Source organism: Tahibacter sp. (assembly GCF_032229445.1).
GTDB lineage: Bacteria > Pseudomonadota > Gammaproteobacteria > Xanthomonadales > Rhodanobacteraceae > Tahibacter.
On the sequence record NZ_JAVTWC010000090.1, the window covers coordinates 18,723 to 42,842 of the forward strand.

The 24,120-nt window shown below is 65.3% G+C and carries 25 protein-coding genes and 1 pseudogene; 15 read left to right on the top strand and 11 right to left on the bottom strand.

What is annotated here, in order from left to right:
• The 7 genes and pseudogenes from RUU78_RS15495 to RUU78_RS15525 form a co-directional block, all read left to right on the top strand.
• Nucleotides 1-481 (top strand): annotated as a pseudogene (locus RUU78_RS15495) (hypothetical protein); the annotation flags it as partial.
• A gap of 32 nt (nucleotides 482-513) precedes the next feature.
• Nucleotides 514-798, top strand: coding sequence for a hypothetical protein (locus RUU78_RS15500; protein WP_261693069.1), 285 nt, complete (start codon nucleotides 514-516; stop codon nucleotides 796-798).
• Complete coding sequence (locus tag RUU78_RS15505) at nucleotides 798-2,216, top strand: copper oxidase (RefSeq protein WP_313918173.1); 1,419 nt, start codon at nucleotides 798-800, stop codon at nucleotides 2,214-2,216. Before RUU78_RS15500 ends, RUU78_RS15505 begins: the two co-directional genes overlap by 1 nt.
• Before the next feature lie 48 nt (nucleotides 2,217-2,264).
• On the top strand, nucleotides 2,265-3,227 hold the full coding sequence (locus tag RUU78_RS15510; RefSeq protein WP_313918175.1) for a nuclear transport factor 2 family protein: 963 nt from the start codon (nucleotides 2,265-2,267) through the stop codon (nucleotides 3,225-3,227).
• 7 nt (nucleotides 3,228-3,234) lie between these two features.
• Complete coding sequence (locus tag RUU78_RS15515; RefSeq protein ID WP_261693072.1) at nucleotides 3,235-3,717, top strand: DUF411 domain-containing protein; 483 nt, start codon at nucleotides 3,235-3,237, stop codon at nucleotides 3,715-3,717.
• A 133-nt stretch (nucleotides 3,718-3,850) separates the two neighbouring features.
• Nucleotides 3,851-4,345 (top strand): DUF411 domain-containing protein, encoded by a 495-nt coding sequence (locus RUU78_RS15520; RefSeq protein WP_313918177.1) that lies wholly within the window; start codon nucleotides 3,851-3,853, stop codon nucleotides 4,343-4,345.
• 58 nt (nucleotides 4,346-4,403) lie between these two features.
• Nucleotides 4,404-4,754, top strand: coding sequence for a hypothetical protein (locus RUU78_RS15525; protein WP_313918179.1), 351 nt, complete (start codon nucleotides 4,404-4,406; stop codon nucleotides 4,752-4,754).
• 87 nt (nucleotides 4,755-4,841) lie between these two features.
• Here the strand turns inward: RUU78_RS15525 and RUU78_RS15530 are convergent, their stop codons facing one another.
• From RUU78_RS15530 to RUU78_RS15540, 3 genes are read right to left on the bottom strand one after another with little or no spacing between them, the layout of a single operon-like run.
• Nucleotides 4,842-5,744 (bottom strand): NAD(P)/FAD-dependent oxidoreductase, encoded by a 903-nt coding sequence (locus RUU78_RS15530; RefSeq protein ID WP_313918181.1) that lies wholly within the window; start codon nucleotides 5,742-5,744, stop codon nucleotides 4,842-4,844.
• Nucleotides 5,745-5,763: 19 nt separating this feature from the next.
• Nucleotides 5,764-7,095 (bottom strand): sorbosone dehydrogenase family protein, encoded by a 1,332-nt coding sequence (locus tag RUU78_RS15535; RefSeq protein ID WP_313918213.1) that lies wholly within the window; start codon nucleotides 7,093-7,095, stop codon nucleotides 5,764-5,766.
• A gap of 47 nt (nucleotides 7,096-7,142) precedes the next feature.
• Nucleotides 7,143-7,670: a DUF305 domain-containing protein gene (locus RUU78_RS15540; protein ID WP_313918183.1), complete on the bottom strand. Its 528-nt coding sequence runs from the start codon at nucleotides 7,668-7,670 to the stop codon at nucleotides 7,143-7,145.
• A gap of 461 nt (nucleotides 7,671-8,131) precedes the next feature.
• On the opposite strand from RUU78_RS15540, the gene RUU78_RS15545 reads away from it, so the two are divergent.
• A complete protein-coding gene (locus tag RUU78_RS15545) occupies nucleotides 8,132-9,382 on the top strand; it encodes a type II restriction endonuclease (RefSeq protein ID WP_313918185.1) in 1,251 nt (416 codons plus the stop codon).
• 151 nt (nucleotides 9,383-9,533) lie between these two features.
• Here RUU78_RS15545 and RUU78_RS15550 read toward each other — a convergent pair whose 3' ends face one another.
• From RUU78_RS15550 to RUU78_RS15560, 3 genes are all read right to left on the bottom strand, one after another.
• Nucleotides 9,534-9,848, bottom strand: a complete 315-nt coding sequence (locus RUU78_RS15550; protein WP_313918187.1) for a hypothetical protein — start codon at nucleotides 9,846-9,848, stop codon at nucleotides 9,534-9,536.
• Between the two features lie 271 nt (nucleotides 9,849-10,119).
• The gene (locus tag RUU78_RS15555; protein WP_313918190.1) at nucleotides 10,120-10,386 is read right to left on the bottom strand and encodes a hypothetical protein; all 267 of its coding nucleotides are present in this window, start codon (nucleotides 10,384-10,386) and stop codon (nucleotides 10,120-10,122) included.
• Between the two features lie 183 nt (nucleotides 10,387-10,569).
• Nucleotides 10,570-11,535 (bottom strand): hypothetical protein, encoded by a 966-nt coding sequence (locus tag RUU78_RS15560; RefSeq protein WP_313918191.1) that lies wholly within the window; start codon nucleotides 11,533-11,535, stop codon nucleotides 10,570-10,572.
• Between the two features lie 618 nt (nucleotides 11,536-12,153).
• On the opposite strand from RUU78_RS15560, the gene RUU78_RS15565 reads away from it, so the two are divergent.
• Genes RUU78_RS15565 through RUU78_RS15575 form a run of 3 tightly spaced genes read left to right on the top strand, consistent with a single transcriptional unit; the run spans nucleotide 12,154 to nucleotide 14,144 of the window.
• Nucleotides 12,154-13,488 (top strand): hypothetical protein, encoded by a 1,335-nt coding sequence (locus tag RUU78_RS15565; protein ID WP_313918193.1) that lies wholly within the window; start codon nucleotides 12,154-12,156, stop codon nucleotides 13,486-13,488.
• Between the two features lie 36 nt (nucleotides 13,489-13,524).
• The gene (locus RUU78_RS15570) at nucleotides 13,525-13,920 is read left to right on the top strand and encodes a four-helix bundle copper-binding protein (protein WP_261693082.1); all 396 of its coding nucleotides are present in this window, start codon (nucleotides 13,525-13,527) and stop codon (nucleotides 13,918-13,920) included.
• An 8-nt stretch (nucleotides 13,921-13,928) separates the two neighbouring features.
• Entirely contained in the window at nucleotides 13,929-14,144 is a 216-nt protein-coding gene (locus RUU78_RS15575; protein ID WP_261693083.1) for a hypothetical protein, read from the top strand.
• A gap of 29 nt (nucleotides 14,145-14,173) precedes the next feature.
• Here the strand turns inward: RUU78_RS15575 and RUU78_RS15580 are convergent, their stop codons facing one another.
• The 3 genes from RUU78_RS15580 to RUU78_RS15590 all read right to left on the bottom strand — a co-directional run bounded on the left by RUU78_RS15580 (nucleotide 14,174) and on the right by RUU78_RS15590 (nucleotide 17,410).
• Entirely contained in the window at nucleotides 14,174-14,668 is a 495-nt protein-coding gene (locus RUU78_RS15580; RefSeq protein ID WP_261693084.1) for a MerR family transcriptional regulator, read from the bottom strand.
• A gap of 715 nt (nucleotides 14,669-15,383) precedes the next feature.
• Complete coding sequence (locus tag RUU78_RS15585) at nucleotides 15,384-16,655, bottom strand: three-Cys-motif partner protein TcmP (RefSeq protein ID WP_313918196.1); 1,272 nt, start codon at nucleotides 16,653-16,655, stop codon at nucleotides 15,384-15,386.
• Nucleotides 16,656-16,669: 14 nt separating this feature from the next.
• Nucleotides 16,670-17,410 carry a phage Gp37/Gp68 family protein gene (locus tag RUU78_RS15590; RefSeq protein ID WP_313918198.1) on the bottom strand — a complete coding sequence of 247 codons (741 nt, stop codon included), beginning with the start codon at nucleotides 17,408-17,410 and terminating at the stop codon, nucleotides 16,670-16,672.
• Nucleotides 17,411-17,569: 159 nt separating this feature from the next.
• Between RUU78_RS15590 and RUU78_RS15595 the strand changes: the two genes are divergently transcribed.
• On the top strand, nucleotides 17,570-17,884 hold the full coding sequence (locus RUU78_RS15595; protein ID WP_313918200.1) for a helix-turn-helix transcriptional regulator: 315 nt from the start codon (nucleotides 17,570-17,572) through the stop codon (nucleotides 17,882-17,884).
• A gap of 80 nt (nucleotides 17,885-17,964) precedes the next feature.
• On the opposite strand, the gene RUU78_RS15600 is transcribed toward RUU78_RS15595, so the two are convergent.
• Nucleotides 17,965-18,768, bottom strand: coding sequence for an enhanced serine sensitivity protein SseB C-terminal domain-containing protein (locus tag RUU78_RS15600; protein ID WP_313918202.1), 804 nt, complete (start codon nucleotides 18,766-18,768; stop codon nucleotides 17,965-17,967).
• Between the two features lie 59 nt (nucleotides 18,769-18,827).
• Complete coding sequence (locus tag RUU78_RS15605) at nucleotides 18,828-20,618, bottom strand: hypothetical protein (RefSeq protein WP_313918203.1); 1,791 nt, start codon at nucleotides 20,616-20,618, stop codon at nucleotides 18,828-18,830.
• Between the two features lie 309 nt (nucleotides 20,619-20,927).
• Between RUU78_RS15605 and RUU78_RS15610 the strand changes: the two genes are divergently transcribed.
• The 3 genes from RUU78_RS15610 to RUU78_RS15620 form a co-directional block, all read left to right on the top strand.
• A complete protein-coding gene (locus RUU78_RS15610) occupies nucleotides 20,928-21,311 on the top strand; it encodes a hypothetical protein (protein WP_313918205.1) in 384 nt (127 codons plus the stop codon).
• A 67-nt stretch (nucleotides 21,312-21,378) separates the two neighbouring features.
• Nucleotides 21,379-22,680 carry a TolC family protein gene (locus RUU78_RS15615; protein ID WP_313918207.1) on the top strand — a complete coding sequence of 434 codons (1,302 nt, stop codon included), beginning with the start codon at nucleotides 21,379-21,381 and terminating at the stop codon, nucleotides 22,678-22,680.
• Nucleotides 22,677-24,120: efflux RND transporter periplasmic adaptor subunit (locus tag RUU78_RS15620; protein ID WP_313918209.1), on the top strand; the 1,444-nt coding region annotated here is incomplete at its 3' end. The genes RUU78_RS15615 and RUU78_RS15620, both read left to right, overlap by 4 nt.

The window sequence follows — 24,120 nt, forward strand, 5'->3', positions numbered from 1 at the left end:
GATGAAGCCGGCCGCCACGCCCTCGCCGCAGAGCCCCGCCCGCGACGACGGCATGCAGGGCATGGACCATGGCGGTCATGACATGTCGTCGATGAAGCCGGCCGCCACGCCGTCGCCGCAAAGTCCCGCCCGCGGCGACGGCATGCAGGGCATGGATCACGCCGGTCACGACATGTCCATGAAGGCGGTAGCGCCTCCGCCTCAGGATACCCAGCCCACGAAGGGCTCGCGCGGACCGAACGCCGCGAAGAAGTCAACGTCGCCGCCGGCGACGGAACGTCCGAAAGACGAGGCCGGCATGCCCGGTATGGACCACGGCAAGGACGATTCCACTCCCACCTCCCCACCGGTGCGCCAGGGCGATAGGCGCACGTCATCGTCACTCGATACTCCTTTCCCCGCCCGAACGATCGGGCGCACGGCGCCGTCCGGTGCCATGAGCGTTTCACCCACCGTAGCTTTCTTCGGAGATCACGCATGAATACCTCTTCCCTGCGTCTTGCGCTTGCCCTGATGAGCCTGACGATTGCGCTGAACGTGTCGGCGCACGACCCCAAAGAGCACGAAAAAGAGGCGGCTGCCGCGCAGGCCAAGCCCGACTGCGCCAAGTTGAAAACCATGGACATGTCCAAAATGGACCCGAACGATCCGGTCATGAAGGCCATGATGGCCAAGTGCGCCAAGGCCGATGCTGCCGGCGCTGCGCACGATCACGCACCGGCCAAGGACGCAGCGAAAGACCCGAAAAAAGACGACAAGAACGCGCCGACGTCGAGCGACGATCACGGGGGGCACTGATGACCTCACGACGCGACCTGTTGCAATGGATGGGGGTCGGCGGCGCGGGCCTGTTGGCCGGCGCGGTGACGCCTGCCCGGGCGCAGCACGCCGCCGGCCATACGCCGGCGGCCGCCAGCGATGCCGCCCCGCCACCGCGAGCGGCGGTGGGCTACCGGCCCGTGCGTACGCTCAACGGGTGGACACTGCCGTTCCGCATGAATGACGGCGTCAAGGAATTCCACCTGGTGGCCGAGGAGATCGAGCACGAGTTCGCGCCGGGCTCGCGCGCAATCTGTTGGGGCTACAACGGCACGACGCCGGGGCCAACGATCGAAGCGGTCGAAGGCGATCGAGTGCGGTTGTTCGTGACGAATCGGCTGAAGGAGCCGACCTCGGTGCATTGGCACGGCATTGATCTGCCCAACGGATTCGATGGCGTGGCCGGTCTCAACCAGCCGCACATCCTGCCCGGCGAGACCTTCGTCTACGAGTACACGCTCAAGCAGCACGGTACGCACATGTACCACCCGCACGCCGATGAGATGACCCAGATGGCCTTCGGCATGATGGGCTTGTTCATCATCCATCCGCGAGCCGGTGAAGAAGAGCCGATCGACCGCGACTATGCATTCCTGCTGCACAACTGGGCGCTGCACCCAGGCACGTATCGCCCCGATCCCAGCATCATGCAGGATTTCGATTTGTGGACCTTCAACTCGAAGGTGTTCCCCGCGATCGAACCGTTGGTGATGCGCACGGGCGAGCGGCTGCGCATCCGAATTGGCAATTTATCCATGTGGAACCATCCCATCCACCTGCACAGCAATCCGTTCTGGGTGACCGGCTCAGATGCCGGCCGATGGCCGCGATCGCAGTGGCGACGCGAGGTCACCGAGATCATCGGCGTCGGACAGATGCGCGATTTCGAGTTCGTGGCGACTGAGCCCGGCGACTGGGCGCTGCACTGCCACATGGCGCATCACACGATGGGACCGATGGGCCACGGCATCCCGAATCCGACCGGTGTCAATCAGCGCGGCGTGGAAGCCCAGATTCGGCAGTTGCTGCCCGGCTACATGGCCATGGGTGAAAACGGCATGTCGGAGCATTCCGAGCACGTCGCGATGGGCCTGACAGGCCCCGAGAACACGCTGCCGATGATGGCCGGCCAAGGCCAGTTCGGGCCGATCGAAATGGGCGGCATGTTCACCGTGGTCAAGGTCCGCGACGAGCTGGCGGCCGGGGATTTTCGCGATCCGGGTCCGTACCGCTATCCGAAGGACCGGATCGCACGCCGCGTGAGCAGCGATGCCGATTTCGGTCAGCCCCATCGGCGCACCCCGTACGGCCCCGCGCGGGCGACACGACCGGCCCCAGCATCCGATGAGATGCCGGCGATGGATCACTCACAACACGGAAAACCTACGGGAGGGTAGCGCATGAAAACGCTCAAAGTGATCCTCGTTCTGGCACTCGTTGGCGGATTGGGCGCACTGGGATTTTTATACTCGGGGCTGTATCCCATCGGCGCCGACACGCCGCACAACGCGCTGACGTACTGGGGACTGGAAACGCTGCGGGAACGCTCGATCGCCCGCGCCAGCGCCGATCTGAAGGTGCCTGCGCTGGACGATCCGGACATGCTCCTGGCGGGCGGAGCGGACTATAACGACATGTGCGCGACGTGCCATTTGAAGCCGGGCAAGACCACGTCCGACATGGCCCAAGGGCTTTATCCGAAGCCGCCGAATCTGTCCAAGCCTGCCTCTCAGCAGGCTCCGTTGACGAAAGATCTGGCCGAAGGCGCAGCGGCGCGGCAGTTCTGGATCATCAAGCATGGCATCAAGGCGTCGGCTATGCCCGCCTGGGGCCCCACGCACGATGACGCACGCATCTGGGCCATGGTGGCGTTCCTGCAGAAGCTGCCGACGCTGACGGCAGATCAGTACCAGATTCTGACCGCCCGCGAGGGTGGTCAGCCGATGGATCACGAGGGCATGGACATGCGTGCTGCGGCGCCGGCAGCGGGCGCCACCGCACCGGCATCATCGGACGGTGCGAAAGGCGCGAACGAGCCCACGGCCGTGGTGGATCAGTTCCAGAAAGCCTTGTCGACCGGCGACACCGCGACGGCCGCCACGCTTCTCGATCCCGAGGTCAAGATCTTCGAGAGCGGCGGCATCGAGCGCTCCAAAGCCGAATACGCCTCGCACCACCTCGCCAGCGACGCGGCCTTCTTGAAGACGGCGACGCTGGCGCTTCAGTCACGCACCGGCGATGCGGTCGGCGATCTGGCGTGGGTCGGCAGCGAATCGCGCATCACGGCGTCGGTGAAGAACAAGCCCGTCGATCTCATCAGCACCGAAACCATGGTGCTCAAGAAGACGCCGCAGGGCTGGCGCATTGTGCACATCCATTGGTCGTCCCGACCCAACAAGACTTCGTGAGGTTGCAATGAATCCTCTGCTGCGATGGGTAGGCTCGCTGGGCCTGCTCCTGATTCCCCTCGCCGATCCTGTGTCGGCGCAATCCACGGCGACAGTCACGGTCGCCGCCAGCGATCACGTGCTGGTGCACAAGAGCCCATCTTGCGGGTGCTGCACGCAGTGGGTGGAGCACCTGCGGGCGAACGGCTTCACGGTCGAGGTGCGCGATGAAGCCGATGTCGCGCTGAGCAAACGTCGCCTGGGCGTGCCGGCGCCGATGGCGTCGTGCCACACCGCCGAAGTCGGCGGGTATTTCGTGGAAGGCCATGTGCCCGCGGCCGACATCCGGCGTCTACTGACACAGCGGCCCGCGATCCAAGGGCTCGCTGTACCGGGCATGCCGGCCGGCTCGCCCGGCATGGAGCTCCCGGATGGCCGGGTCGCGCCCTACACCGTGCACCAGATTGACGGTGACGGCAACGTCAGCGACTTCGCGCGACACGGTCAATGACACGGCCGCCAGTTCCCACCGTGTTGTCCATGGCTTCGACGTTGGCCAGGGTTCGCTCCCCACGATCCGGTGGCATTCGTCGATGAGGCGCCGCACCGACCCACGCTCGAGCGCGATGACGCGACTATCTCCCGTGAAGCGTCGTCCCCTCTCCCTCCCCGCGCTCGCGGGGGTCGGTGCGGCCATGCTGTCGGTCCTGGCTGCCTTCCTCGTGCTGGCGCGCGGTCTGCCGGCGCAGAGCGAGATCACGGTGTTCCGGCGGCCGGGCTGCTTATGTTGTCTGGCGTGGGTAGCGCGCTTGCGCGAGGCGGGGTTTCGCGTCGCGGTACAGGAAGAACTGCACTTGGGCGCCTTGCGGCTTCGCCTGGGAATTCCGGAGTCCAAGGCCAGTTGCCATACGGCGCTGACGCGCGAGGGCTACGTGATTGAGGGCCATGTGCCGCCGCAGGACATACGGCGCTGGCTGCAAGAACGCCCTGCCCTGCGCGGCTTGGCCGTACCGGGCATGCCAGCTGGATCGGCCGGCATGGAAGGTGCCGTTTCCGAAGCGTACGACGTGTGGACTCTGCCGCTGCGCGGTGAGGCCACGGTGTATGCCCACCACCCGGCCGGTCCTTCGCTGCCGTGATGCGCCTTCCTTCCGCACCGCGAGTCGTCGTAGGGACTCGGAGCCCGCCCGAGGCACCATGCTCCGTTTCCTGAACCCCTCGCCGGAGTCCGCCACGGCCCGTGCTGTAGAAGCCTGCCTGCGGTGCTACAGCACCTGCATGAGCGCGGGTCTCTTGCCCTATCGCGGCGTCAGCGAGGCTTGGCTCGACGACGAGCTGCGTCAGCTCCTGATCGTCACGGCGGAACTGTGCAAAGTGACCGCGAAGTACCTTCGGATCGGCAGTCGCGAAGCGATCGTGTTGTGCGACGCGTGCGCGCACGTGTGCGAGGTCTGCGCAAGCGCCTGCGACGCACGCGGCGACTTGCTCGACTGCGCCCGCGACTGCCGACTCTGCATGGTGCGCTCGCGCGAAGCCGCCCAGGCCTAGCACTGATGAGTGGATCGAGTTCACACAGTGGACAGACCGGCGGCCCGACCGACACACCGCGCCGTGTGCCATGCAGGACCACGCCGATCACCGCGGATTGTTGCCCAGCCGACGATGGATCGCGGTCGCCGCAACAGCGGCGTGAGCCATTCCCACGGTCATCTGGTTCAAGGCCTTGACAAGATCCCCGGCGGCGTAGAGCCCGGGGACGGACGTACCCTGGTGGGCGTCCACGAAGAGCTCGCCCTGCTCGTCGCATTGAGCGCCCAACGCAGTGGCCAGGTGTGAACGGGCCGCACAGCCCACGAGCGGGTAGACCGTATCGAAATCGGCCACCGAGCCATCAGCGAACTGCACCAGAACGGCGCAGGGCGTGTCGCGGACGAAGGTGATGGGCTGGTCGATAATCAGCACGTCCAGAGTACGCAGCCGACCGCGGTCCTGGTCGGACAATTCACCGCCGTCTGGCGTCAGAATCAAGGTCAGGTCGCGTGTGTAGGTGCGCAGAAATCCCGCATGACCCAGTGCCGTCGTCGCCGGTGCGATAAGGCCCACGCGCCGATCGCGGACTTCGTAGGCATCGCAAATCGGACACCAGCGCACCAGACCGTCGAGCGTCATCGCATGCCACTGGGCCGGCGGCGCGCCGGGCGGCAGTTGATCGACCACGCCGGTCGCAAGGAGCACCGTCCTCGCGTGTCGATGTTCTTCACCGAGGGTTGCGACAAAACTGCCCGCATCACTACGCAGCGCGTCCACCGTGGAATGCTCGATCGGTACACTGACGTTGGCGACCTGACGGCGCAATCGCAGCAGAAGGGCTTCCCCACCGATGCCCTCAGGAAACCCCGGCAGATTGTGCGACACGGGGATCTGTGCAGCACGGCTGGCGTTCGCATCGATGACCGTGCACGAGCGCCCAAACCGCGCTAAATACAGCGCCGCTGTGAGACCTGCCGGGCCGCCGCCTACGATCAGGCAATCGGGCATCGCACCCTCCCTGCGTGCCTCATGGGGCGGCCGGATCGGTGTCGACCCGCCAGACCACGTTGCCGACGTCGTCCGCCACCAGCAGGGCACCATCGCGGGCCAGGTGTACGCCGGCCGGACGCCCCCGCGCGTTGCCTTGGGCATCGAGAAATCCGTCCAGGACAACCGTGGGCGAGCCGCTCGGGCGGCCGTTGGCAAAAGGCACGAAAATGACGCGATAGCCGACCGGCGGTCTACGGTTCCAGGAGCCGTGCTGTCCGATGAAGGCGCCGGCGTGGTAGCGCGCTGGCAATGTGTGCGCCGTGGCGAACGCAAGTCCCAGCGAGGCGGTATGGGCGCCCAACGCGTAATCGGGGACGCGGGCGCTGGCGACGAGATCCGGGCGTTGCGGTTCGACGCGTGCATCGACGTGGTCGCCAAAATAGCTGTACGGCCAGCCGTAGAAGGCGTTTTCCACCACGTGCGTCAAATAGTCAGGAACCAGATCGTTGCCCAGTTCATCGCGCTCGTTGACCACAGTCCACAAGTCCCCGGTGACCGGCTCAAAGTCCAGTCCTACGGGATTGCGCAGCCCGCTGGCAAATACCCGCACGTTGCGCTGCTCAGGATCGATCTGCAGCACCGCCGCGCGATTCACCTCCTTGTCCATTCCGCCTTCGGCGACGTTGCTATTGGAACCGACACCCACGTAAAGACGCTTTCCGTCGGCGCTGGCCACCAAACTCTTGGTCCAATGGTGGTTGAGCGGGCCAGGCCCGTGGGGCAGCGGCACAACCATTTCCGCGGCGCTGACGGCGGTAACGTCGCCGTCGTGGTAGGGCACACGGACCAGTGCATCCGCGTTGGCGATGTACAACGTCTGGTCAATGAGCGCCATTCCGAACGGCGAGTTCAGGTCACGGGCGAAGACGTGACGCTGCTCGGCCACGCCGTCGCCGTCGGCATCGCGCAGCAGCGTGATGCGATTGGGGCTGGGCACGCCCGCGCCCGCGCGCCTCATTACGGCTTTCATAACGGCACCTTTGATGCCTTTGGTGGCGCGCGAATCGGGCGGCGCATTGCTTTCCGCGACGAGCACATCGCCGTTGGGAAGCACGAGCAGCCAACGCGGATGATCGAGATCTCGCGCGTACGCGCGCACCCTCAGCCCGGTCGCTGCGATGGGGGTCTGGTCTGCTGCCCAGCCGGTGGCGGGCGCAATGTCGATGACCGGGATGACGGAGTGGGACGGCGGCGGCAGCTTCGGATGCACCCCCGTGGACTCCGAGAGCGGTTGCGCCACGCGGCCACACGCCGCCAAGCTTGCTGCGGCGAGGATCACGGCAGACGCCAAACGTAGTGGGGCCGGCAGCGAATCCCCGCCGCACACGCCGCTTTTTTTACCAGCGAATGCCGGCCTCATTGCCGTTGCCGCTCAGCGGCGAGCAGCGCTTGCATCTGCTGAATTTCGGCGCGCTGGGAGCGTTGGATGTCACCGCACAGGCTGCGAATCTCCGTCGACGTAAGGGTTGCTTCTTCGCACATCAGGATCGCACCGGCATGGTGCGGAATCATCGAGCGCAGGAACTGCGAATCGCCGATGCCCCACTGGTAGCGAACACCAAACCAACTGACACCCACGACGATCCCGGCAATGGCGAGAAAGAGGCCGTTGAGCTTGGCGTTCGGGTACATCTTCCACATGAAGGCCAATTCGATGAGCACCATCGCCCCAGCCATGAGCGCGGCCATGTAGACCTGATTGAGATTGCTCAAGACGTGCGCAAAGCGATCGACCATGACGTACATCAGCGCGAACATGGCGATGAACGACACGGCGATCATCGCGGCAAAACGGGGGTAGTGACTCATCGTATTTTGCGTGCTGTGTTCGGCGTGAGCGGTTGCTTTCGGCGGCGCTGCATGCGCGGTGTGCGAGGTTTTCATAAAACGCTCCTTGCGTGAGAATCGGGATGGCAGTGTCGACGGTCAGTTATCGATGGTCGATTGCAGGGCGTATACCAAGCCCGCACTGGTGCGACACGCCAACGTTCATTGACGAACGTCGCGAGCGCTCATCGGGCGCAAGCGACTCACGCGCAAGGTTATTCACACGTCAGAAAACCCGCTCAAATTCCGGATGTTAGATTCAACTCCAGGGTTCGAACCGGCGCACGGGTCAAGCACGCTGCACGGTCGGGCACGCGAACGAGGCAAATTGCGACAGTGCGTCACGCGCCGCGCTAGTCGATTTTCATTGCCGGGCGCTGACGGTGTCGCGCCCCTGAGATGGTAGGTATGCCATACGGCTGCACCCTGGCTACACTTTCTCCTCCGCTTAAAGACTCCTGACGATGATTGCGACGCAGATACCCGCCGATGCCACGGACACGGATGCCTTGCGGACGTTGATCGCACGCTGGCGCGAAGACGCGGGCGGGACGTACCGCACGTGGTTTCTGTGGGAGGAGCGGCTCAAGAATTTCCGCGCGATTCGACGGGGCCTGCAGGCCGTGGTAGCCGAGATCGCCAGCGGCACGTTTGGATGCGCGTACCGCGGCTCGTCGCTCGAAACCGTCGTCGGCTCGATAGCCGAGCAGCGTCAAATTTTCAAGGGAGCCGATCACGCATTTTTATGGAAGCCCAAGCTGCGCATTCCTGATATCTACGAAGACGCTGAGCATCAGCGCGCGTTTGGGCAGTTCCTCGACACGTGCCTGTGCTGCAGCGGCGATAGCGCGATACTCGAAGCGATCCATGCGCTGGACCGCCGGCGCATCAAGGGGCTGGGCCCCGCGGCCGCGAACCTGTTGTACTTCCTGCACCCCACTCACGTGCCGCCGTTCAACACGGCCATCGTCAATGGGTACAACGCCGTTGCGGGCGCGCGGGTGAAGCTCGGTCGCTGGGACGAGTACCTGGCAATGCGTCGCGGCATGCTCGCGCTCATGGCGCGGTACCGGGGGCAGTTTTCGAACGACTTCGGCGCTGTCGCGGGCTTCTTGTTCGACATCGGCAGTGGCCGCTATCCGGCACCGCCCCGCGCGGGCGACACGGCCGCTGTCGCGCGCTGGGCGGAGGACTTGGCGGGAGTGCGCGAGGAGAGTGCGGCCAGTCGCAAGGCGCTCGCGCTCGCCCGCGAAGGCGATCACACACACACGCAGATCCAGGCCTGGCTGCGCGATCTGGGCAAGGCCCTCGGATACGCTGTATGGATCGCGAGCAACGATCGCGGTCGTGTGTATGCCGACGCGCCACTGGGCACTGGCTGCATGACGCAGCTACCACCCGCCCTCGCCGCGCACGCCGCCGCTGACACGTTTGGCCTGATCGACGTGCTGTGGCTGGAGGCCGACAGCGGCCGCGTCGCGGCGGCATTCGAGGTCGAGCATTCCACCAGCATTTACTCGGGCATCGTGCGCATGCTCGATCTCGCGCTCGGGGTGCCCGAGCACGCTGACGGCGCGTATTTTCTGGTGGCGCCCGATGCGCGCGAGGCGGATGTGCGCGCGCAGTTCGCCCGCCCCGCCTTCAGCCGGGCGACGGACCTGAATTTGCATTTCTTGCCCTACAGCGAGCTCACGACGCATCGCGAAGCCGTCGGCCGCTTTGGGTCGGGCTTGAAGGGCGTACTCGCAATTGCGCGTGCGCTGCGCTAAAGCGGTCATCTGAATGAGGAGCGCGACATGAACGCCTGGACGACTTCAAAGCGCGCGCCATCAAAGCCCTGCCTCAGCTGTGTCGGGAATTTGGCATGGCGCAGTTCTATACCGACGCGATTGCCACGATGCCGCGGCCGACCAGTTGCCCTTAGTTGCCGTCGTCGTGACCGTGATCGTCCTGGCCTTGCCCCAGCTGCCAGTCCGCGCGGTTGTCGTGGTGATCGAGCTCAAACACCTGCTGCAGCAGCGGTTGACCATGGTGATCGCGCGCGTCGCAGCGCACACGCAGGGACTCGCCGCCATGCACATTGATGGACCGCACCTCGCCGGGCCGCAACATTACCGGCGTCTTGCCACTGCAGCTCACCGCGACGGTTTCGTTCAATCCGTTTTGTACGTCCACGTAGTATTCGTAATGACGGTGATTTTGCGCGCTGGCCGCATTCATCGACAGCAACAACACCGCCCACCCAGCACCTGCATACCTAATCCCCATGATCTGTCCCCTTGTGAACAATCGCGTGGCGCGGGCAGCCTAGCGCGGAAAGTACGGGTTGTCACACGATCGGGTTGTGTACGATGGAAGTTGGAGTTGAGATCCAAATTCAGTATCGAGCGACACGCAGACGGCGCGCACGATCGGATGTGTTCGGCAGTCTGATTCATGCCACGGAGCCATTCACGCCTGTTACGCGCCGCGCGTCGCGGGTGAGCCGACGAGTTCCACTGCGAGCTCAGTCTGCGCACTGCGCGCGGACGATGCGCCCGTCTTCGACCTCTGACAGGCAAGTACCGACGGTCAGGAATGAAGCGTAACAGTGGCCCTCGACAGCCGCCGCCGTATCGGCGTCGGCGCTCGCGACGCACAGGCTTTCGCACTGCGCACTGCGTTGACACAATTTACCGCCGTCGCGCGTGGGGACATCGCAGGCCTCGAGCTGTTGCACGCCGACCTTGCGCCAGGTGCCCTTGAGCGCTATGCATTGTTCGCGCGAGGTCACAACCGGTCCACTTTTACCCGCCCCCGCCGAAGTTGCGGAAGTCGCTGGCGGCGCCGTTTGCGCAACCGCGCACCCGGCCAAGCCGAGCCATATCATGCCCAAAAGCGATCGCATCCGCGTTCCTCCGTGCTTGGCGAAAAGACCGCGGCGCCTTCCTGGCATGGCGCCGCGGTCGAGCTGCGCTTATTCCTCGATCAGATCCAGGTTTTCAGCTTCCGGTGCGAGGGTGATGTGGTGGATCCACAAGCCGCCTTTACCGTCGGGCGCCACATACGTTTCCGCGAAGCGCTCGCGCTTGACCAGATGCCCCAGCGGCACGCCGCCGACCATTTCCAAGCGGCCCATCGGCCCGTCCGTCAGCGCGATCTCCTGTGCACTGAGTGCCATGCTCGAACTGGCGCTGCTGTAACTGTCCAGGTGACCGTACAGACTGGTCAGCTCCGCATAATCATGCGCATTGGGCGCAGTGCTGCTGGCCGATTGCGAATAGTCCATGCACGTATTCTGCGACGTGCCGTTCGTGCTGGTGTGATCCAAACCCAGTACGTGGCCGATCTCCTGGCACATGACGTGGTAGCGCGCGTTGCTCGTGAAGCTGTAGCTGTCATTCATCTTCGCGGTGCCCTGCGAGATGTGGCCCCGCGAATCCAGGTTGATGGAAGCAAGCCCCGACCAGCCGTTCTGGCCGTAGGTGTAGTTGCACACGCGCAGCTTCCCGGCGATCGGCGTGCAGGCGCTGCGTGCGCTCGCCGTCTCCGTGCCCTGCGAGGCTACGAGATTCAGCTTGGTCGACGAGGACCATTGCGACACCGAGGTGTTGAACATCGGCTGCCAGGTCGACGTGACGCTGTCGACGGTGGCGAGATTGAACGAGGACGTGGTGCGAGCCCAATGATAGTTGTTCCAATCGTGGCTGGCTGACGCGGTGCTGGCGATGATCGAGAAACCCATGCCCAAGGAAAGTGCAAGTAAGGAACGACGCATACGATCTACCCCTCCGAAGAATGACGATAAGCGCACGATCGCCGCGGCGCGGCGAACGGGATGTCCAGAGCTGAGTGCCCTGCACCACGCCCCTGTCGTGGGCCTGTCGATCCCCTCCCGGAGCGACAGGCGCAGGGACGCTACGCAGCCGCGCAAAAAAAGCATTCTGCGCTGCAATACACGGCGTCACTTCGGCTGCAAATAGTGGGGGTATCGCTGCCGTGCGGATGCGGTGGTGTCACGGCCGCGCAATGCCCGGACCGGCAGTGCGAGCAGCATCCGATAATCGACACAGCGATGGCATTGGGTGCGAAATCAACGGGCTAGCGCGACCGCACCGCCCCCCGCATCGATCGCTATTCATGCGGCAAGGACGCACTGCTCCTTTGTACACAGGTGAAGTCTGGAGCAAACTCCAAACCTGTCGCCACACTGAACGCGGCAAACTGCCCGATCTCTTCTGTGCGTAAAACCCTCGACGGTGCACGGGGGCTGCGCGAGGTCAACCGGTACCCCCATCGTAGGTGTCGTGCAGATTGCGGGTCTCGCGCGGCAAGGGTGCGGCACGCTGCACGACGAGCCCCCCAGCGACAAGCTTGGAGTTGACTCCTAAGTCCAATGAATTCAAGCGCCTAGCGCACTCGGGCAAACCACTGAAACGCGGCCAAATTGTTACACGGACTGCGCGCTTGCCGCCGCCGGTGAACGATAGCCACTCGCCAACGCGCTTCATGGCACAGCGCGTGCTGCCTTGGAATCTCCCCTTGCACGGACGCTTTCGCCATGCTGCACCCTACTCCGCCTCACCGGTTCCGCTCGCGCGCAGCCCCCATAGTTCTGACCGGCCTGCTCGCGCTCAACGCCGGAACGCTCCAAGCGCAGCACGCGCCTTCGCATGCGCCCGAACCGACGCCGGCGATGCCGGATATGGCCGAGCACGACGATGCTAAGCCGATGCGTGGACTGTTAGGGCCTTACGCCATGAGCCGCGAGGCCTCTGGCACGAGTTGGCAGCCGCAAACAACCCCGATGGGCGGCAGCGCACCGTGGATGACGGGCGAGTGGATGTGGATGGCGCACGGTTCGGCCAATCTCGTGGCGACCGACAATTCCGGTCCACGCGGCGAACGCGACACGGTGATCCAGACCATGGGCATGCTGATGGGCATGCGCCCGCTCGGTCCCGGCACCCTGGGCGTCCGTGCCATGGTGTCGCTCGACCCCTGGGGCGTGGGCAAGACCGGCTATCCGCTTCTTTTCCAGACCGGCGAAACCGCCGACGGTCGCACGCCTCTGATCGATCGGCAGCATCCGCATGATCTTTTCATGGAATTGGCGGCCAGCTATTCCCAACCGGTGGGCGAGTCCAGTTCGGCCTTTTTGTACCTGGGGTTGCCCGGTGAGCCGGCCTTGGGCCCGCCGACTTATATGCACCGGTTCTCCGGCATGGACAACCCCGAAGCGCCCCTCGGCCACCACTGGCTCGATGCCACCCACATTACCTTCGGCGTCGCCACGCTCGGCTGGGTGTGGAAAGATTTCAAAGTGGAAGGTTCCGCGTTCAATGCCCGCGAACCCGACCAGGTCCGGACCAACATTGAGTTGCGCGCGCTCGACTCCTGGTCCGGTCGCCTTTCCTACAATCCGAGCGACCGCTGGGCGCTGCAGGTCAGCCGCGGGCTCCTAAAGAGTCCTGAGCAATTGGAGCCTGACGTGGACATGCGCCGCACGACCGCGTCGGTCATCTACCACCGTCCGTTCGAGCGTGCGCAGTGGCAGACGACGCTCGCCTGGGGTCGCAACCAGAAGCTGCCCGGTCACGCCACCGAATCCTTCCTGCTCGAGAGCGCGCTCGTGGTCGATGAGATGCACACCCTGTACGGCCGCGTGGAGCGCGTGGACAAGGACGAGCTCTTTGGTGAGGACGAGCCGCTCGCGGGCGAGGTTTTCACTGTCGACAAGGCGACGCTCGGCGCCATTCACGATTTCCAGCCCACGCGCCTGGGGCGTTTTGGTCTGGGCCTGCAGTACAGCCGCTATGCGATTCCCGCGGCTCTGAAGCCCGTCTACGGCGGTCAGCCAGACGCGTGGCTCGCGTTTGCCCGGTGGCGCCTCTGACGATTGCCGTTGTCCCTTCCCCTTGAGGAGAAACCCATGCCGCATCAAACCCACATGTCCAGTGCGATGAACGAGTGCATCCAGCAGTGCCTGGCCTGCTTCACCACGTGCCAGCAAACGGCGCTGACGCATTGCCTGGAGCTCGGCGGCGAACACGTCGAGCCGACGCATTTTCGGCTCATGATGGATTGCGCCGAGGTATGCCGCAGCGCGGCCGCATTAATGGCTAACGGCTCGGCTTTCCACGCAGCGCAATGCGTCGTGTGCGCCGACATCTGCCGCGCCTGCGCCGAGAGCTGCAAACGCCTGGGCGATATGGACGAGTGCGTTCAGGCGTGTGAGCGCTGCGCGGACGCCTGTGAAACGATGGCCAGCGGCAGCGGCCGCAGCGGGAGCGATCAGCGCACCGGCACGGCCGCCCACGCCTCATGAGCACGCCCATGACACCCCGTGCGAGACTGTTCGCCAATCTCGGTCGCGGCGCCCTCGCGCTCGGCTTTCTGGCCATGCTGGCCGCCTGGATCAGCGCGATGACCACCACCGGCGCGTGGCTGGGCTTCACGACGGCTCACTGGTTTGCCGATGCGACGGTGATGGCACTGCTGGGCATCGGTGGCTTGGTCGACGCCCTGGCGCACGCACGCGCCGGCGAGTAACGCCGCTGATCTGGTTGGCGCACGCCTTATCAGGTGTCCAGGAGCACGCTGCCGCTCGTCTCGTGGGCACAGGCATAAGCGTGCAAGGTGGCCAGAATCGGGCACGCCGCCAACGTTGGCGGCGGGCCTCGTCGGCACGTGTCCACGGCGACGGCGAGCGATTGCAGTGCGGCGCACCGGTCGGCGAGTTCCTGCTGTAGCGCCTTGGCGCAGGCGCGCACCGGTGCGGGCCGGGCACTCGGGAGCGCCATCACCAGCAAGGTGCGGATCGCCTCCAGGGTCAAGCCGAGCGCTTTGGCGCCCCGAATCGCCTGCAGGCGGTAAACGTCATCGGGTTCGTATTTTCGGTAGCCGCCGCCGCGTCGCGCCGGTGTGGGCAGCAGGCCGATGCGTTCGTAGTAGCGCACCGTGTCGACCGGCACCCCGCTGGCGCTGGCCAGCTCGCCGATGCGCATCGGGCCTTTGGTGGAGGGCGCGGCCGCAGCGCCCGAGGCGTCGAGCGACGCCGGTGTCTTGTCATCCATGGAAATGCTCCGCTGAGCGTGCGCGAAAACGCACCGACGGTCCGCCGCGGCAAGCGCCGGGCGGATCGCTCAAACTCTTCTCAGATCCCGCTGGGATTCGGCGGACGCAGGAGCGCGGTGGGACGCAGGTCCAGCCGCCACGGCGGTGCCTCCGTCGAGCGTGACAGTTCGGATTCGGGCGCATGGGTACACAGCGCCAGCACTGGCGCGGCGACGGGCAGGCAGCCGCAGTGACAGACGTGATCCGTGCAGCACGGGGCAGATGGCGCGGGCGACTTCGGTACTGCGTGCTCACCGCCACCGTGACAGGCGTGGGCAGACCGCGGCGCAGGGATTCCCTGGGCCGCAATCCGGCCACTGGCTCCCGTCGTACCGGTCAACACCAGCACCAAACCAAGCAGGCTCCGCCATAAAAGGCCTCGCCACGCTAAGGAAGTTCGTGCACGCCTCATGGCCCTAGCGTGCGGCAGGTCCGTGGCTGCTGCAAGCGTTCTGAGCGCCTTGCCGTCCGCCCAGGCTTCACTGCGCACCGCCATATCAAGAATACGATCGAACGCGCCTGTGCCAAGCACGGCGCCGAACTCGACGCTACCTCGCGTCCCAGAGCCGCCAAGCACAGGAATGCCGCCCTGCGGCAGCCTCAATCTTCTCCGATCATCCGAGGACTGGAGGAGTTCCGGTCGTGAAGAGATCACCGGCGGCACGCCGCGCAAGATCAAAAGCCGAACGTCTTCTGCGTGGCCGGTAGTAGCTGATCCTTGTCGGTGATCGTCGAGGCCTTCAGGCGCCGGGCGCCATCCTGTCCGACAATGTCGATCTCTTTATGCTGGACCAGGCGCTCCAGGGCTTCCTTGTAACGCACGCTGTCCGCTGGCGAGAGGTTGCAGGTCGTTGCGAACAATTCGCCGAACGACAGGCCGTCGTCGTGGGCGTAGATGAGCGGCGGCAACTGCTCCATCAGCGTCGTGACGCTCGATTCGCCGGCGAGGTCATCGAAGCAGAAACCGAACGCGCCCTGGCCGGTAAATGCCCGATCACGATCGGCGCTGTAGCCCAGACCGCGAAACATATCGATGCCGGCACCGCCATAGTGGATGAAATAGTTGTTCTTGCTCCAATGCACGCGCGCCATGACATCCCGGGCACGCGGGTGCTGTGACAGGTGCACCAGCCAGTAGTCGCCGTGACCCTCGGTGCGAATGAAAAAAAGCGTGTAATAGCGCGCACCGCAGGCCTCGACGAGTTCGCGGTACAGGCAGCTTTGGATGTAGAGCCGCCAGTCCTTTTCGCTGCGCTTGATGTCCTCGATCGTGCGGCCGCGCAATGCGTCGGGAATGCCGATATCGGCCAGCGTCTTCTTCGTCGTCTCCGAGTCGCTGGCGTAGGTCAGGAACGAATCGACGTTGAAGGTGAGAATGACCTCGGCCGCGGGCAACGTCTGGAAGATGCCGCGGATCTGGGCGGTGGGTACATCTGAATACCCGTACTGATCCAGCAGGAAGATCGAGCGGCCCGCCTTCGGGCTCTTCTTAGCGATGAACTGCAGAATCGGGTCGACCTGGCTCTCAAACGCACTGTTGAACAAACGGATGTCCTGGCCGATGCGCGGGCCGTATCCCTGCGCCACCAACGTGCGCTGCAGCGATGCGTAGGCGTTCGCATCGAGCTCGACGAAAAAATAGTCGATGTTCATCTGCAGCGGCTTCTGGCGGCCGCGGTTCAAGAGCTCAGCCGCCGCTTCAGCCGACTGAAGGAACGCAAACGGTGACCCGTAAACAGTCTGACGCGTGGTGTCGTGGACGTAGATGCCGCCGCCGGCGAAGCCGTCGACCACCGTCAGGCGCAGTTGGTCCTGCTGTGGGGAAACGACCAACGTCTGGATGTAGTCGATCAAGTAGGCGCGCAGCACGTCGTGCTTGGCGACGCTGTGCTGCTGGATGACCGCGGGCTTGCCGTCAGCAGGCCATTGATACGGCTTTCGGGCCACCGTGCGCTCTCCCCCTAGAAGGCGTGAGCGGGCATTTCATCCCAAGTCCGGCCGTTGAGCAATCGTCCATTTTTGGACTTGGCGCGGCGCTTGCCATCAGCGCCCCAGCCACCCCATTGCTTGAAGAAAAACGCGACCTCTTGCTCGGCGCACTGACGGCGGACCGCCTCGGCCCATTCGGGTTTCATGGGCCTCGCCTTGGGTCCAGACTCGCCCCCGACGATGACCCAGTGAATGTCGCGCAGATCCAACTCGCCGACATCGTCGAGCAGCGGCTCGACGGAAAGGAATCGGATGCGCGCCGGGACGGTCCGCAGATAGTCGATGCGCGGAACGCCGTGCTTGCGGTTTTCGACGGAAACGCCGAGCCAGACGTTGGGCGGCACCACGCGATCGCGGAAGTAGCGCGCCAGGCGGGCCGCGCGCTTGGTCAGGATTTGGTAGCTGTGCTGCGGCGTGGCCGCGATCACATCGAACACCTGCTGGATGTAGCTCTCGGGCACCTTCTCGTGGAAGAGGTCCGACATCGAGTTCACGAAGTATACGGTCGGCTTCTGGCGCTTGGCGGGGTCTGCCAAGCGCTCGGGCAGCAGCCGCAGCGCGAACCCGTTCTCGTAGCCGGGCGTACCCATCGCCTGCAGGCGCTTGGCCATGGTCTCGGCGTAGCAGTGTTTGCACCCAGCAGAGATCTTGGTGCACCCGACGATCGGGTTCCAGGTCTGCTCGGTCCATTCGATTTTCGAGGTGGTCGTCATGACGGCCGCTCCAGGATACGCCCAACTACGCCGGCCGCGTCTCACCGGGTGCGACGGCGGGTAGCGCTCGGTTGGAAACTATGCGCATACTTATATCACTTTATGCGCATGAAATCTTCGCAACTTAACGCTCCCGTGACGCCCTCCCAGGCACAGCGCTTGGGACGCGCGATCGACCGCTGGCGGCGCGCACAAGGGCTGACTCAGACACAGTTGCTGCGTACGGCGCAGGTCTCCCAGGGACAGCTCAGCCGCATCCTTTCGGGGCGCTTCAGCCGCGCGTCGGCGGCCGTCCTCCGGCTATGCCGCGCGGCTGGCGCCGACGTCGAGCAACACGCGCCGGACCCATCGCGTCGCGGCGACTGGGGGACGGTGCTGGAACGCGCCGTGCATCGCAGCTGGGACGGCACTCCCGGACATGCCCGCGAGCTGCTTCGCCTTCTGCGCGTGGCCAAGGCACTGCGCACGCCCTGACGCGATCGGGTGTGCCCTTTTCCTCGGTGTGTGGAACCCGCGCTATCCCGAAGGCGTGACCGATCCGGCGCGGTGGCGCGCTACTGAGGCAAATGGTCCGCTGTGGGCGCAACGAGGACGGCCGCCATGCGCCGATCAAAGAACCGGAAAGCCGGTTCAAATCCGAAGCGCGACAGACCACGTTCGCCGGATTTGAGGTGGATAATGTCGAGATCGTACGGCCCGTGGTAGGTGTCGCGGATCACCAGGCCGCTGTCGCGTACGACGGGCTCTGGATCGCCGTCGATGTCGAGCCCGAGCAGCAGCGACTCGCGCTCATCGTCGTAGAACCCGCGCACCAACGCCATGTATGCGCCGCGTACATGGGGGAGCTGGCTGTAGAGCAGCGTCAACGCATCCAACAGAGGGACCGGCGGATTGAGCACGCCACGGAACGACACGTGCCGGTCCGATGCCAGGGTGAAGCTCTCGGGCACGACCAACGATCCATCCCTCAGCATGGTATCGACGTCGGTCGGCATCACTTGCAGGTTGAATTCGCTGTACGGATTCAAATGGAGGATCGCACCGCGCGTCAGTTCGAGAAGCTGTCGCGTCTGGAGTACCAAGCACTTGGCACCGTATGGCACCGCTTCGAAGAAGGTTCGCGCGGACGAGAAGAACGGGATGGCGGCCGTGCCGTCAACCCGCTTCCATTGCACGAAGTGCACGCGATCCGGCCGCGCGACGTTTTTGGCAGCCAACGCATCCGCAACGATCACAAGAACGCGGCTATCCAACAGCTGCCGATACAGCGCGGGACGCCACGCCGCGGCTTGGCACGCCTGTCTGAGCAGTCCCTCCAGCGTTGCGCCGTCGGGTACGTTGGGAGGAAGTGCAATCACAGACCGGTACACTCTTGGTGATCACGAAATACACGGCTGCGATGGCGGCCCGTCGAGCCCTACAGTGGAAAGCAGGCGCGAATCCGCGCCTTGTCGTTGCTTCCCAGTGCGCCGAGCAGCCCTTCGTAGCGGAACGCTTCACGGTCGAAGTATTCGTGAGGGCCGCTCAACGTTGGCACGGAACGCAGCGCACCGAGCAATCCGTGCAAGGTGGTCTTGAGGTAATACTCCAGGTTGGAACAAAGCAGCAGATGATTGGCGCCACGGCCGGCGCTGTGCACGATGTCGCAGCGGGTGCGCCAGATGCGCTGGAGGTGCCAACGCACGCGCTTGTCGTGCTTTTTCAGCCGATCCAGCAGCGCCGCGGGACTACCAAGATCAGCCAGTATCTGCTGGACTTGGACCTGCAGAAACGGCTCCGCCGAGAGGCCATTGAGTACCGCGGCTTGCTGCAGCGGATCTTCCATGGCTTCCCATAGGACCGTCATCGCACACCCGCGCAAGTCGACTGCTGCCCCCTGAGTGTCGCTTACGCCAATGCCCTGATCGCTCAGCACGGTGCGCAAGGACTGCAGCAGTTTCGGCACATAGCTCAAGCCGATCACCGGCGCGACACTGGTTTCGATCGACTTGCCGATACCGGCGCTGGCTTGGCTGCCGCGCACCAGGTATTCCAGCGCAGTCCACCAGTGCACCAGTTTCGTTTCGATCGTGTCCTGATCGCGCCCTTGGCGATAGAGTCGGAACGCCGACGTGATGCGATCGCGACCCTCTTCGGTGAAATGCGCCCCGGCCAACAGCTCATTGACGCTGGCGACGAACTGCGCCACGTCGACACCGTTGAGCGAGGTTGCCGGATTGGGAACGACACGCGGCAACGGATAGACGTGTCCGCCGGCGGGCTTGGCGACATCCAGCACCGCAAAATGGTCGGGAATCTGCAGGCGCGCCTGCTCGTATTCGAAGCGCAGCAGGTTGATGACATTGGCCACACGTTCGTAGGCGTATAGCCCAGCGGCCCGCCGGTCGGCGGCCATGATGCCGCGCACCGTCGCAAAACGCCGCTTGGGTTGGGCCGTCAAATAGCTCGTTCTCGCATGCCCCGCGTGCAGGCCGAAGGGCGGTGCCTCGGCAATCTCCAGGTTACCCAGCGCGGCGGGAAGTTCTTCCGGGCGCGTGATGAGGTCCAGCGCGAACGTCACGTCGTACTGCTGCGGTGGGCCTGTCAAAATCTGGCGGGTCAATCCGATTTTCCGATCGAAGTGATAGGCCGGCGTTGCCCGTCGCGGGACGAGGATTTCGGCATAGATCCGGAACAGCGATTCCAGGGAGAAATCGCGATCGAGCAGGGTGCTCAGAAGTGCGGCGGTGATCGCGTGAACGTGTGCGAAATCCGACGCCGGTGCCGGCGGTTCGGCGGGCGCCACCAGTAGACGCTCAAGGGCATCAAAGGCCCGCACGACGTAATGCTTTTCTAGCAGTGGCGCCAGCTCCTGGAGCGTATAGCGCAACATCCGCTCTTCGGTTGTTCCCCTCGTCGCCGCCTTAGTTTTGTCCTTGAAGAGCCCCAGCAGGCGCGGCCGTAGCGGGGCGAACTCGTCACCCATGAGAATCGGGTCGGCCGTCAGCAATCCCTCGGCCTCTTCCAGGATCACGGCCTTGTCCTCCGGCTTGGCTTCGCTGAAGGCCAGCGCCTGTTGGATCTCCCGCACCATGGTCGCGGGATTCATCACCCGGACACGGAAGGCGTCCAACGAGTAAGCGTGGACGAGGTTAAACCAACATCCCAGGAAGTATCGTTGCGCGGGTGTCGGGCCGACCAATGCCGTCAGGTGCTTGTCAGTCCGCATGGGTTCAGCCGGGTGGTGGTGGGCAGGACGGGGGGGAGGTATACTGGCTTCCTGGCCCCAGCGCCACTCACAAACTAAAGGGGAAAGGAGCGTAGGCCTGGGCGCAGCCCGCTACGAATTCCGCCCCGCCTCTTCCAAGGCCCGCGAAAGCGGGCCTTTTTTCCATCCCTGGCATTGTGGCGCCACAGCGCCCAGGGAACCTTCGCGGCGAATCGGGGTCTCTTGGGGTGCCACCGTCGACAACAGGGCGTAAGCTGTCCCTGCCTCCGTCGGTCTACTCGTCGTTCGCTCTGGACATCCGTCGTCGCCATGCCGTTTCGCTACCGACGCCATCGTCGCTGGATCGCGCTGTTTGCGCTGATCGGGCTGCTGTTCCAGCAATTAGCGATGGCTGCGTACCTGTGTCCGCAGGAAATGGCCGTCGCGACCGCCCAGGCGACCGCCGACACACCGCCCTGCCACACGCCCGATACGGCCGATCAGGCACGTTGCCACGAGCACTGCCATCCCACCACGCCATCGTCGGATCATGCACCGGCGCTGACCGTCCCGCCCGCGTTGCTGCCAGCAACCACGTGGTCGCGGGAATACGTGCGCCCGGCCTTGCCGGATGACAGCACGCAGGCATACGCCCACCGAGCGCGCGGGCAACCGCCGCCGTTGAGCATCCAGCACTGTACCTTCCAGATTTGAGTTCTCCCCGCGATTGATCGTGGCGCCGCGCGGTGCGCGGCCGTTTCGTCATTGCCGTGGAGTTCTCATGCTGTCCCTTCCTCGTTTTTCCCCGCGCGGCTCTCGCCATGCGCGCGCGTCGCTGCATCTTTTTCTGGTCGTTCTGACCGCCTTTGACGCTGGCGCGGCCTCTTCGGCGGATCTCACCCCCTTGTCGCTGATGGACGCCGTCCAGTCGGCCGAACGCCAGGCGCCCGAATTGCGTGCGCGAGCGGCTGGTGTGACGGCCGCCGAGGCCGCCGTCGGCCCCGCCGGCCAGTTGCCCGATCCCGAGCTCGTCCTGGGCCTGCAGAACCTGCCGGTGACCGGCGACGACGCCTTCAGCACGACGCGCGACTTCATGACCATGCGTACGGTCGGCATCGCGCAGCAGTTTCCGCGGCGCGAGAAGCGCCGCCTGCGCAGCGAACGCGCCGCCACCGATGTGGACCGCGAACAGGCCCTGCTGACCAATGAGCAACTTGTCGTCCACGAATCCGTCGCGCGAGCCTGGATTGCCGCGGCATCCACGGAGCGCCGCCTGGCGCTGCTGACGGCGCTGCAGCCGCGGGCGGAGGCGCAGCTCGCCGCGGCCACCGCAGCGCTGACCGCCGGCCGCGCAACGGCCGCCGAGGGCATTGCCGCCCGGTCGGCGATTGCGGCGTTGCAGGACCGCCTCGATGCGGCGAGAGCCGACCGCGACACGGCCCGCGCCGATCTGGCGCGCTGGCTGCCGGACCTGGGCGATCGTCCGCTCGGCGAGCCGCCGGACTGGCGCGACCTGGGCGGCGATCCCGACGCACTGGTGACGAACATCGCGCACCACCGCGAACTGTTGGCCTACGACGCGGCGGAGCGTGCCGCGACCGCCGACGTGGCGCTCGCCCGGGCCGAGAAGCGGCCCGACTGGTCGCTCGAGCTCGCGTACGCCCAACGCGGACCGCAGTTCTCCAACATGGTGTCGGTGCAGTTCCGGGTGCCGCTGGCGATGTTTGCCGCGCGCCGCCAGGACCCACTCATCGCATCGAAGCAGGCGCTGGTCGAACGCATCGACGCCGAGCGAGAAGCGGCGCAGCGCATGCACGGCGCCGAACTGCGCAAGACGCTGACGACCTGGCGCAGCGCGGTCGATCGTCTGGCGCGCTACGAGCGGGAATTGATGCCGCTGAGCGAGGACCGCGCCGATGCGGCGCTGGCGGCCTATCGCGGCGGTCGCGGCGAACTCACGGCATCGCTGCGCGCGCTGGACGAAGCCATCGAACAGCGATTGGCCTTCACCGACCTGCAAAACACCCTGGGCCAAGCCTGGGCAACGCTGTACTTCGCGTTTCCGACGGAGCGTACGCCATGAGTCGCCTATCGCTGTTTCTCGCGCTGCTCGTGGGCATCGCCGTCGGCGTCGGCTCGACGTGGTGGTTTATCGGTCGTGGACACCGCGATAGGCCGGCCGCGGCGCCGGCGCCGACCGAGAAAAAGGTGCTGTACTGGTACGACCCGATGGTGCCGGCCCAGCACTTCGACCAGCCCGGCAAATCACCGTTCATGGACATGCAGCTGGTCCCGAAGTACGCGGGTGACGGCCCCGACGACGCGGGGACCGTGCGCATCGAGCCGCGGCTCGTGCAGAACCTCGGCGTGCGTACCGCACTCGCGACGCGCGGCGCGCCGACGGCCTCGGTTCGCGCGACGGGGACGGTGACGTTCGACGAACGCGGTGTGGTGGTCGTGCAGGCCCGCGTCGCCGGCATCGTGGAGCACCTCGCCGTGCGTGCCCCGTTGACGACGGTCACCGCCGGCCAGCCCTTGCTGACGCTGATCGCGCCGGAGTGGACCGCGGCGCAGGCCGAGTACCTGTCGCTGCGCGCGGCCCGTAGCGAAGGACTGGATACCGTGCGTGCGGCCGCACGCCAGCGGTTGCTGCTGCTCGGCATGAGCGAAGGCCAGATCCGCGCCGTCGAGCGCCTCGGACGCGCCGAGGATCGGATCACGATCGTCACGCCGCGCGCCGGCGTCGTCAGCGAACTGCTCGTGCGCGACGGCGCGAGTGTGGCGGCCGGTACGCCGCTGCTACGCATCAACGGTCTCGACACCGTGTGGGTCAATGCCGCGATTCCCGAAGCACAGATCGGCCGCGTCGGCCCGGGCAACGCCGTGACGCTGGATCTACCGGCGTTCCCGGGCGACTCGCTCGCCGGCACCGTCGAAACGCTGCTGCCCGATCTGGACGTCACGACGCGCACGCAGACGGCCCGCATCGTCGTACCCAACCCGGCACGCCGCCTGGTGCCCGGCATGTTTGCCCGCGTCGCCATCACCGGCCGTGCCGGGGACGCCGAGGTCGTGCAGATTCCGACCGAAGCCGTGATCGCGACCGGCGCACGCCAGGTGGTCATCGTCGATGCCGGCGACGGCCGCTTTCGGGCGCAGGAGGTGCGCATCGGTGACGATAGCGACGGCCGCACGAGCGTGCTCGAAGGTCTCGACGATGGCGACCGCGTCGTGCTGTCGGGGCAATTCCTGATCGATTCCGAAGCGAGTCTCGCCGGCACGCTCGCCCGGCTCGGCAGCTCGGATACGGACGCATCGCCGACGACGACCGCGTCGCCGCGGTACTCAGCCGACGGCACCGTCAAGCGCATCGACGGCAACGCCTGGTCCGTCGCGACCGACGCCATCCCCGCGCTGGAGATGGGCGCGATGACCATGACGTTCGTGCGTCCCGACACGGTGCCGGTTGACGGCCTTCGGGTCGGTCAGCGCGTGCGCTTCACCTTTGTGCGCAACGCCGACG